Here is a 10,203-nt window from a genome sequence, read left to right as displayed (position 1 = left end):
GGTGAACCCGCCGATGCGGACCCAGTTCATGTTCCCGCCCTCGCCCATGCCGAGGCCGGGGACGAACACGAGCATCTGGAACGCGACCGCGACGGCAAGAGCCGGCCAGGCGACGGCCTTGTACAGCCGCACCGGCAGCCGCGAGGCCACGAGCAGCACGGGCAGGCCGATGAGCGCGTACTGCGCCTGGTTGAGGAAGACGGCGTAGGGCGAGTCCCCCGCCGCGAGCGACTCCACGCTCGACGACGAGAGCACGAACACCAGCCCGACGACGACGAGCAGCGTCGTGGTCGAGGCCATCACGTAGTAGGACGTGACGACGGAGTTCCACGCGCCGAGCAGGCGCGAGCGCTCCGCCCAGCTGCCCCGGGGCGCGTCGGTGCCCGGCGTGCGCACGGCTGCCGCGGTCACGACGTCTCCTGCGCGGCGCGCACGGCGGCCGCGAAGGCGTCGCCGCGGTGGGCGTACGAGGTGAACTGGTCCATCGAGGCGCAGGCCGGGGCGAGGAGCACGGTGACGGGCGCCGCGGGCGTGCTGCCGGGCGCACCGGCGGCGAGCCGGCGCGCCGCGGCCACCGCGCGGGTCATCACCGCCTCAGTGTCACCGGCGTCGACCTCGACCACGGTGACGTCGGGCGCGTGTCGGGCCAGGGCCTCGCGCAGCGGCGCCCGGTCGACGCCGATGAGCACGACGCCGCGCAGCCTTTCGCGGCGGGTGCGGACCAGCTCGTCGAACGTCGCCCCCTTGGCCAGGCCCCCGGCGACCCAGACGACCGAGCGCTCGCCGAACGCGGCGAGCGACGCGGCTGCCGCGTGGGCGTTGGTGGCCTTGGAGTCGTCGACGTACGCGACGTCGTCGACGCGGCCGACGGTGACGATCCGGTGCGCGCCGGGCGCGAAGGCACGCAGGCCCTCGCGCACGTGCGCGGGCTCCACGCCGTGGGCCAGCGCGAGCGCGGCGGCCGCCAGCGCGTCCTGCACGACGTGCGGGGGCACCTGCCCGTCGGGGCCCGCGAGGCGGGCGAGGTCGTCGAGGGTGCCGAGCTCGGCCGCGTGCGTGTGCCGCAGGCGGGCGAAGCCGCGGTCGACGAGCACGTCCTCGACGACGCCGACCTGCCCGACCCCGGGCGAGCCGAGCGTGAAGCCGACCGCGACGGCCCCGTCGACGACGTCGGCCTCGCGCACGAGGGCCTCGGTGCGCGGGTCGGCCGCGTTGTACACGCACGCCACCTGCGCGTGCTCGTAGACGCGCCCCTTGTCCGCCGCGTAGGCGTCCAGCGACCCGTGCCAGTCCAGGTGGTCGGCCGCGACGTTGAGCACCGCGGCGGCCTGCGCCGACATCGACGTCGTGTGGTGCAGCTGGAACGACGACAGCTCGACGGCGAGCACGTCGAGGGACGGGTCGACCGCGGCCTGCACGACGGGCGTGCCGACGTTGCCGACGGCGAGCGTGTGCCGGCCCGCGGCCCGCAGGATCGACTCGAGCATGCCCACGGTCGTGGTCTTGCCGTTGGTTCCGGTCACGGCGAGCCAGGGGGCCGGGCCGGACCCGTCGGTGCGCGGCGCGCGCAGGCGCCACGCGAGCTCGACCTCGCTCCACACGGGGACGCCCCGCGCGCGTGCCGCGGCGAGCACCTCGTGGTGGGGCGGCAGCCCCGGTGAGGCGACGACGAGCTCGGCGCCCCGCAGGTCGGGGCCGAGGGCCGCGAGGTCGTGGGCGTGCGCGTCGTCGGCACGGTCGTCGAACGTCACGACCGCCGCTCCGCGGTCGGTGAGCGCCTGCGCGGCGGCGCGCCCGCTGATCCCCAGCCCGGCGACGAGGACCGCACGGCCCTCGAGCGCGACGGGCGGCGTCGAGGCGCCCACTACTGCGCCACCCACTCGGCGTAGAAGATCCCGACGCCGAGCGCGACGAACAGCCCGGCGATGATCCAGAACCGGATGACGATCGTCACCTCGCCCCACCCCGACAGCTCGAAGTGGTGGTGCAGCGGCGCCATCTTGAACACGCGCTTGCCGGTCATCTTGAAGAAGCCGATCTGGATGACGTCCGAGAGCACGATGAGCACGAACATCCCGCCGATGATCGCGGCGAGGATCTCGGTGCGCGTGAGGATCGACAGGCCCGCGAGCGCGCCGCCGAGCGCGAGGGAGCCGGTGTCGCCCATGAAGATCTTCGCCGGGCTCGCGTTCCACCACAGGAACCCGAACAGGGCGCCGGTGATGGCCGCCGCGACGACGGCCAGGTCGAGCGGGTCGCGGGTCTCGTAGCACCGCGGGCCCGCGGTGGTCACGGACTGGCACCACTGGTTGAACTGCCAGACGCCGACGATGACGTACGCGCCGAACACCACGAGCGAGACGCCCGTGGCCAGGCCGTCGAGGCCGTCGGTGAGGTTGACGCCGTTGGACCACGCGGTGATGAGGAAGTTCGCCCACACCACGAAGAGGATCAGGCCGACCGTCGCGCCCGCGAAGGCGAGGTCGAGGTCGGTGTCGCGGATGAACGAGATCCGCGTGGAGGCGGGCGTGCGGAACTGGTCGTTCGGGAACTGCAGCGCCAGCACGGAGAACGTGATGCCGACGAGGCCCTGGCCGACGATCTTGGCCCGGGCGCTGAGCCCGAGGCTGCGCTGCCGGGAGATCTTGATGAAGTCGTCGAGGAAGCCCACGACGCCGAGGCCGGTCATGAGGAAGAGCGCCAGGACGGCCGAGGCGCTCGGCGGGGTCCGGGTGATGAGCAGCGCGGCGGCCCAGCCCAGCAGCGTCGCGCCGATGATGACGACGCCGCCCATGGTGGGCGTGCCGCGCTTGGTGAAGTGCGCGGTCGGCCCGTCCTGACGGATGAACTGCCCGTACTGGCGGTGCACGAGGAACCGGATGAACAGGGGCGTGCCGAGGAGCGCGACGAGCATCGACGCGCCGCCGGCGAGCAGGACGGCGATCACGCGTCGCCCTCCACGAGCGCGTCGCCGAGGCGCCACAGCCCGGCGCCGTACGACGACTTGACCAGGACGACGTCGCCCGGGCGCAGCTCGTCGCGCAGGAACGCCTCGGCGGCCGCGACGTCGTCGGCGAGCACGACCTCGTCACCCCACGAGCCCTCGTGGTTCGCACCGTCGCGGATCGCCCGCGCGCCCTCGCCGACGACGACCGTGAGGGCGACGTTGAGGCGGACGACGAGGCGTCCGATCGCGTCGTGCGCGGTGCGGGCGTCGTCGCCGAGCTCGAGCATCTCGCCGAGCACGGCGACCGAGCGCCGGTCGCGCCCCGCCAGCACGGCCAGGGCCTTGAGGGCGGCGCGCATCGAGTCGGGGTTCGCGTTGTACGAGTCGTCGATCACGGTGACGCCGTCCGGGCGGTCGACCACGTGCATGCGGTGCGGGCTGAGCGCGTCGGCGGCCGCGAGGCCCTCGGCGACGGTGGCCAGCGGCAGCCCCACGGCCATCGCCGTCGCGGCCGCGGCGAGCGCGTTGTGCACGTGGTGCTCGCCGACGAGCCGCAGCGTCACCGGGGCGTCCTGCACCGGGCCGTCGACGGGCGCGTGGCGCAGCGTGAAGGACGCGCGCCCCGCCCGGTCGAGCGTGACGTCGACGGCGCGCACGTGGGCGCCGTCGGACTGGCCGAAGAGCACGACCTCGCCGGGGGCGAGGGCGGCCATCGCGCGCACGCGCAGGTCGTCGGCGTTGAGCACCGCGACGCCGTCGGGCAGCAGGCCCTGGACGATCTCGGACTTCGCCCGGGCGACCGCCTCGATGCCGCCGAACCCGCCGAGGTGCGCCTGCCCCACGACCAGCACCGTCGAGACGTCGGGCGGGGCGATCCGCGTGAGGTACGTCAGGTGGCCGGGCCCGCTGGCCCCCATCTCGAGGACCAGGAAGCGGGTCTGCTCGTCGGCGCGCAGCACCGTCAGCGGCAGCCCGATCTCGTTGTTGAAGGACCGCACCGGGGCGACCGTCGGGCCGACGGCGCCGCACACCTGCGCGAGCAGGTCCTTGGTCGTCGTCTTGCCGACCGAGCCGGTCACGCCCACGACGCGCAGACCGCTGCCGCCGGGGGCCGTCGCCGCCTCGCGCAGGCGCACGAGCACCGCGGCCGCCAGGACGCCGAGCGCGACCTCGACGTCCGGCACCACGACCACGGGCAGGTCGGCGCCGTCGGTGCCCGTCAGCGGGCGCGCGGCCAGCACGAGCGCCGCACCCGCGGCCACCGCGACGGGCGCGAAGTCGTGCCCGTCGACGTGCTCGCCGGGCAGGGCCACGAACAGCCCGCCCGGCTCGACCTCGCGCGAGTCGGTGACGACCGCACCGGCCACGACCGTGCGGGGGTCGACCGCGGACAGGGCTCCGCCCGTCGCGGCCGCGATCTCGGCCGCCGTCAGCGCGATCACGCGAGCTGCCCCTGGCGCTCGGCGCGCGCGGCGAGGAGCACGTCGCGGTCGTTGTACCGGTGGAACACCCCGGCGATCTCCTGGGTGGGCTCGTGCCCCTTGCCGGTGATGATGATCGTGTCCTCGTCGGTGGTCAGGCGCAGGGCGTCGGCGATCGCCTGCGCGCGGCTGGTGGCCTCGTGCACGTCGGCCATGTCGGGCCGCACGGACCGTACCCCGTCGAGGATCGCCGCGCGGACGGTTGCGGGGTCCTCCGAACGGGGGTTCTCGTCGGTGACCACGAGGACGTCGGCCAGCCGGGCCGCGATCTCGCCCATCATCGGGCGCTTGCCGCGGTCGCGGTCGCCGTCGGAGCCGAACACGATGACCAGCCGGCCGGGCGTGATGGGGCGCACGGCCTCCAGCGCGAGCACGAGCGCGTCGGGGGTGTGCGCGTAGTCGACCAGGCACAGCGGGAAGCCGTCGCCGCGCTCGACGACACGCTCCATGCGGCCCGGGATCTCGTGCGCCCGCCCGACGGCGGCGGCCGCGGCGTCCAGCGGCACGCCCGCGGCGTGCGCGAGCACCACGGCCAGGGCCGCGTTCGAGACGTTCACCAGGCCCGGCAGGGGGCTGGCGGCCTCGTGGAGCGCGCCGTCCGGGCCCCGCAGGACGAACCGGGAGCCGACGCCGTCGAGGCCGACGTCGGCCTCGACCACGGCCCAGTCCGCGTCCTGCGCCTCGGGGGCGTCCACGTGCGTCGCGACCGTCTCGACGGGGATCTGCACCTCGCGCGCCAGCCGCCGGCCCCACTCGTCGTCCACGACGACGACGCCGCGCGCCGCCTGCCCGGGCGCGAACAGGCGCGCCTTGTCGCGGAAGTACCCCTCCATGTCGCCGTGGAAGTCCAGGTGGTCGCGCTGGAGGTTGGTGAAGCCCACGACGTCGAACCGCAGGCCGCCGACGCGGCCCAGCGCGAGCGCGTGGGAGGACACCTCGGTGGTGAGCGCACCGGCACCGCGCTCGGCGGCCAGGGCCAGCAGCGACTGCAGCACGGGCGCCTCGACGGTCGTGCGGGGGCTCTCGACGGCGTCGTCGCCGATCCGCAGCTCGACGGTGCCGAGCACGGCGGTGCGCTCGTGGACGGCCCGCAGCGCCGCGTCGACGAAGTACGTCGTGGTCGTCTTGCCGTTGGTGCCGGTCACACCGACCGTGACGAGGTGCTGCGCCGGGTCGCCGTGCAGCCAGGCCGCGACCGGTCCCGCGAGCGCACGGACGTCGTCGCCGACCAGCACCACGGCGCCCGGGGCGCCGGCACGCACGAGCTCGACGCCGGCGGCGTCCGTGAGCACGGCGACGGCGCCGCGGGCGAGCGCGTCGGCGGCGAACCGGGCGCCGTGCACCTTCAGGCCGGGGACCGCCACGAACAGGTCGCCGGGCGCGGTGTCCGCGCTGGCCATGCTCACACCGGTCAGGACGAGGTCGGAGGTCAGCGGCTCGCCACCCGCGGCCGGACGCACGTCCAGGTCACGGACGAGGTCGGCGACCCGTCGGGCCGGCAGGTGCTCGGGGCGCAGCCGGCCCAGGGGGGACGTCATGGGGACGAATCTACCCCGGTCGGTCACTCCCACGTCGTCGGGTAGAGGGTCGGGGTGCTGCCCGACGGCGCCACGCCGAGCTGCTGGAGCGCGTACCCGGTGACCGAGCTGAACACCGGCGCGGCGACCGTGCCGCCGAAGATCGAGGACGACGGGTCGTGCAGGACGACGGCCGTGACGACCTGCGGGTCGTCGACGGGCGCGACGCCGATGAAGGACGCGGTGAACCCTGACGGGTTGAACTTCTGGGCCGTGCCCGTCTTGCCGGCGACGCGGTACCCCGCGATCGCGGCCTGGGAGCCCGTGCCCTCGTCGACCGCGCTCTCCATCATCGACAGGACCGTGGCGGCGGTCTCCTCCGAGACGACGCGGGTCCGCTCCGCGTCGTCGGCGGGGGTGTACGTGCCGTCCTCGTCGGTCCAGCCCGCGATGAGGTGCGGCTGGACCCGGACGCCGCCGTTGGCGATGGTGGCGAACACGCTGGCGGCCTGCACCGCGTTGACCGAGACGGCCTGGCCGAACAGCACCGCGTACTCGTCGCGACCCTGCCAGTCCTCCGCGTCGTGCAGGATGCCGGGCGACTCCCCCGGCATCTCGATGCCGGTGCGCGTGCCGAAGCCGAACGCGGACAGGTAGTGGTGGCGCTGGTCCTTGGTGAGCTGCTGGCCGATGAGGATCGTCCCGACGTTCGAGGACTCGGCGAAGACGCCGGTGGCCGTGAGCTGCTCGACGGGGTGGTCGTGGGAGTCCTTGATGGTCTCGCCCTGCGGCGTGGTCCAGCGGTCGGCGACGGAGAACGGGTCCGTGGGGCCGACCAGACCCTCCTCGACGGCCGCGGCCATCGTGATGACCTTGCTCGTCGACCCGGGCTCGAAGACCTCGGTGATCGCCTTGGAGATCGTGCCGGCGTTCTGGCTGCCCGGGTCGTTCGGGTCGATCGCCGTGGAGTCGGCGAGCGCGAGCACCGCGCCCGTCGAGGGGTCCATCACGACGATCGCCCCGCCCGAGGCGCCGGTGGCGGCGACCTGCTCGCGCAGCTCCTCCTCGGCCTTCCACTGCAGGTCCGCGTCGATCGTCAGGCGCACGTCGTCGCCCTGGCGGGCCGGGGTGTCCTCGCTGTAGCCGCCCGGGATCGCCTGCCCGAGCCGTCCGCTCTCGTAGCTCTCCGTGCCGGAGACGCCCTGGAGCCGGGAGTCGAGCGCGAACTCCAGGCCCTGCAGGCCCGTCCCGGTCGAGTTGACGAACCCGAGCACGTTCCCGGCGACCGTGCCCTTGGGGTAGATCCGGTCGGCGGTCTTGTCGACCATCACGCCGTCGATGCGCAGCGCCCGGATCTCCCGGGCCACGGCCGGCAGGACGCTCTTCTTGACGTACACGAACGTGCGGTCCCCGACGAGGTCGCCGCCGAGCTCGGCGGCGTTCATGTCGAGCAGGGGCGCCAGCCGTGCGGCGACGCCCGCGGCGCCGTCCTCGCCGTCGCCGCCGCGCGCCCGGTACTCGGCGATCGTCCTCTGGTTGACCGCGATGTCGTAGCGCTCCACGGACGTGGCCAGGACCACGCCCTGGGCGTCCGTGATCTGGCCGCGCGCACCCAGCACGCCGACCGTGAGCATGCGCTGCTCGCGGGCCTCCGCGGCGATCTCCGGACCGTTGACCACCTGGACGTAGACCAGACGGCCGGCGAACGTGAGGAAGGTCAGCGCCAGCACCACCACCAGGGCGACCACGCGCCGGCCGGCCGCGACGGTCGCGGGCCGCCGGTCGGGCGGCCGACGACCGGCGGCGGGACGCCGGCCCCCGCCGGGCGGGCGGCCGCCCGTGCCCGGGGCCCGCGTCCGTCCGGAGGGCGCCGGGGCGCGGGTGGCCGCGCGCGCGGCGGTCGGGCGCGCGGCGGTCGGGCGCCCGCTGGTCGACGAGGTCGCGGCCCGACGAGGGGCCTCCGGGGCGGGTCGGGGCGCACGCCCGGTCGCGGCCGTCCGCGTGCGCTCCTCCACCCGGCCCACGGTGCCACCCCGGCGCGCCTGGCCGGCGGCGGCGCGCGGGCGCGACGACGCCGGGCCGGTCATCCGCCCGCGGGCGCAGGCGAGCCCTGCACGCTCCCGTCGGCGAGCCGCAGCCACCCCGTGCCGTTCGCCTCGACCATCCCGAGCTCGCGCGCGGCCGCGGCGAGGCGGTCCGGCGACGAGCGCTGGTCGAGCTCGGCGACGAGGTCCTTGCGGTCCTGCTCGAGGCGGCCCATGTCGTTGGACAGCTCGTAGCGCTCGAAGGCGATCGACGCCATCGACGTGTTGAGCAGGAGCGCGCTGAGCAGCGCCCCGCCGAGGATCGCGATGCACGTGAGCACGAACGGCACGCGCGAGCGGGCGAGCCCGGGGGCCCGCACCACCTTCAGGCGCGGGCGCGGGGCCCGGGCCGGGGCGGCCGGGGCCGGGTAGGCGCGCGCGGTGCTCGCGCGCACGTCGTCGGTCTGGCGCAGCGCGCTCATGCAGCCCTCCGGGTCGTTCGCAGGTGGTCGGGCGTGGGACGGGTGCGCTCGGCGGCCCGCAGCCGCACGGACTGCGCGCGCGGGTTGCGCGCGAGCTCGGCCTCGTCGGCCTCCTCCGCGCCCCGCGTCAGCAGGCGCAGGTAGGGCGTGTGGGTCTCGGGCTCCACGGGCAGGTCGGGCGGCGCGCTCGACGTCGCCCCGGCGGCCAGGGCGCGCTTGACCAGGCGGTCCTCGAGCGACTGGTACGCCTCGACGACGATGCGGCCGCCGACGGCCAGGGCCTCGACCGAGGCGGGCAGCGCCCGCTCGAGCGCGGCCAGCTCGCCGTTGACCTCGATGCGCAGCGCCTGGAAGGTGCGCTTGGCGGGGTGCCCGCCGGTCTTGCGGGTCGCCGCCGGGATGCAGGCGCGGACGAGGTCGACGAGCTCGCCCGTGCGCCGCCACGGGTCGGCGGCACGACGGCGCACGACCTCGCGGGCGATGCGCGGGGCGAACCGCTCCTCGCCGTAGACCCGCAGCACGCGGGCGATGTCACGCTCGTCGTAGGTGTTCAGCACGTCGGCGGCGGTGGGGCCGCGGGTCGGGTCCATCCGCATGTCCAGCGGCGCGTCCTGCGCGTAGGCGAACCCCCGGTCCGCCTCGTCGAGCTGCAGCGAGGAGACGCCGAGGTCCATGAGCACGCCCTGCACCGACGCGATGCCGAGGTCGTCGAGGACGTCCCGGATCTCGTCGTAGACCGCGTGCACACCCGTGAAGCGGTCGCCGAAGACGGCCAGGCGGCGCCCGGCGAGCGCGAGCGCCTGCGGGTCGCGGTCGATCCCGACGACGCGCACGTGCTCGAAGGCGCGCAGCACGCCCTCGGTGTGGCCGCCCATGCCGAGCGTGGAGTCGACCATGACGGCACCGGGCGCGGCGAGCGCGGGGGCCAGCAGGTCGAGGCAGCGCTGGAGCAGGACGGGCGTGTGGCGGCCTGCCGCGTCGTCGTGCTGCTCCACCTGCGCCCCTCCCTCCGTGTCGTGCGCCGGTGCGGCGCCGTCCTTCGTCGTCGTGCTCGTCGTGCGTCCCGACGTCTGCGCCGGCCGTCCGGCCTGATCCCCCACCGACCCTCTGGCACCGGGGAAGTGCGCCAGAACGGACGGGGGGAGGTCGGGGCGGACGGGCGGGCGGTCAGAAGGGGCCGTCGGGGAAGATCTCCTCGGTCGTGCCGGCGTAGCCGGCCTCCTGCTCGGCGAGGTAGGACTCCCAGGCGGGCAGGTCCCAGATCTCGACGCGGGTGCCGGTGCCGATGACGGCCACGTCCCGGTCGAGGCCGGCGTAGCGCCGCAGCAGCGGGGGCACGGTGATGCGCCCCTGCTTGTCCGGCACCTCGTCGCTCGCGCCGGACAGGAACACCCGCAGGTAGTCCCGGGCCTGCTTGCTCGTCACGGGCGCGGTGCGCAGCCGGTCGTGCATGCGCCCGAACTCGTCCATGGGCAGCAGGAAGAGGCAGCGCTCCTGGCCGCGCGTCATGACCAGACCCGGCGCGAGCTGGGGCCGGAACTTGGCCGGGAGGATGAGCCGACCCTTGTCGTCCAGGCGCGGCGTGTACGTCCCGAGGAACGGCGCGGACGAGCCGAAGGCGCCGGACTGCTCATGGCTCACCCCGCTCCTTCCTCGGGCCCCCTGACGGACCCCGTGCGCACGCACCCCGGACCCGCGGGAGGGAGCTGAGGACCCCTCCGTCGCGCCCTGGGGGGCCCGTCCGGCGGAGCT

General features: G+C 75.3%; 9 protein-coding genes. All 9 read right to left on the bottom strand.

Annotation, left to right across the window (positions count from 1 at the left end):
* A partial coding sequence (locus tag BKA21_RS19020) for an FtsW/RodA/SpoVE family cell cycle protein (protein WP_308463965.1) occupies positions 1–411 on the bottom strand: 411 nt, incomplete at its 3' end.
* Complete coding sequence (murD, locus tag BKA21_RS19015) at positions 408–1,865, bottom strand: UDP-N-acetylmuramoyl-L-alanine--D-glutamate ligase (RefSeq protein WP_140460522.1); 1,458 nt, start codon at positions 1,863–1,865, stop codon at positions 408–410. The genes BKA21_RS19020 and murD, both read right to left, overlap by 4 nt.
* Positions 1,865–2,914 (bottom strand): phospho-N-acetylmuramoyl-pentapeptide-transferase, encoded by a 1,050-nt coding sequence (mraY, locus tag BKA21_RS19010; protein ID WP_218887805.1) that lies wholly within the window; start codon positions 2,912–2,914, stop codon positions 1,865–1,867. Before mraY ends, murD begins: the two co-directional genes overlap by 1 nt.
* A 29-nt stretch (positions 2,915–2,943) precedes the next feature.
* Positions 2,944–4,389 (bottom strand): UDP-N-acetylmuramoyl-tripeptide--D-alanyl-D-alanine ligase, encoded by a 1,446-nt coding sequence (locus tag BKA21_RS19005; RefSeq protein WP_140460520.1) that lies wholly within the window; start codon positions 4,387–4,389, stop codon positions 2,944–2,946.
* The gene (locus tag BKA21_RS19000) at positions 4,386–5,966 is read right to left on the bottom strand and encodes a UDP-N-acetylmuramoyl-L-alanyl-D-glutamate--2,6-diaminopimelate ligase (RefSeq protein WP_140460519.1); all 1,581 of its coding nucleotides are present in this window, start codon (positions 5,964–5,966) and stop codon (positions 4,386–4,388) included. Before BKA21_RS19000 ends, BKA21_RS19005 begins: the two co-directional genes overlap by 4 nt.
* 23 nt (positions 5,967–5,989) lie before the next feature.
* Positions 5,990–7,693, bottom strand: a complete 1,704-nt coding sequence (locus BKA21_RS18995; protein ID WP_239072982.1) for a peptidoglycan D,D-transpeptidase FtsI family protein — start codon at positions 7,691–7,693, stop codon at positions 5,990–5,992.
* A 335-nt stretch (positions 7,694–8,028) separates the two neighbouring features.
* Positions 8,029–8,451 carry a cell division protein FtsL gene (ftsL, locus tag BKA21_RS18990; protein WP_140460517.1) on the bottom strand — a complete coding sequence of 141 codons (423 nt, stop codon included), beginning with the start codon at positions 8,449–8,451 and terminating at the stop codon, positions 8,029–8,031.
* Positions 8,448–9,446 (bottom strand): 16S rRNA (cytosine(1402)-N(4))-methyltransferase RsmH, encoded by a 999-nt coding sequence (rsmH, locus tag BKA21_RS18985; protein WP_140460594.1) that lies wholly within the window; start codon positions 9,444–9,446, stop codon positions 8,448–8,450. The genes ftsL and rsmH overlap by 4 nt, the downstream gene beginning before the upstream one ends.
* 172 nt (positions 9,447–9,618) lie before the next feature.
* Positions 9,619–10,092, bottom strand: a complete 474-nt coding sequence (gene mraZ, locus BKA21_RS18980) for a division/cell wall cluster transcriptional repressor MraZ (RefSeq protein ID WP_140460516.1) — start codon at positions 10,090–10,092, stop codon at positions 9,619–9,621.
* Between the last annotated feature and the right edge of the window lie 111 nt (positions 10,093–10,203).

Origin of the sequence: Cellulomonas oligotrophica, assembly GCF_013409875.1 — a bacterium.
Classification (GTDB): Bacteria; Actinomycetota; Actinomycetes; order Actinomycetales; family Cellulomonadaceae; genus Cellulomonas; species Cellulomonas oligotrophica.
This window is presented reverse-complemented; position numbering and strand designations above follow the sequence as displayed.

Coding starts and splice junctions, on each gene's coding strand:
- ftsL (WP_140460517.1), bottom strand. CDS start 8,451: ATGAGCGCGCTGCGCCAGACCGACGACGTGCGCGCGAGCACCGCGCGC.
- mraY (WP_218887805.1), bottom strand. CDS start 2,914: ATGCTCGTCGCGCTCCTCGGCACGCCCCTGTTCATCCGGTTCCTCGTG.
- BKA21_RS19000 (WP_140460519.1), bottom strand. CDS start 5,966: ATGACGTCCCCCCTGGGCCGGCTGCGCCCCGAGCACCTGCCGGCCCGA.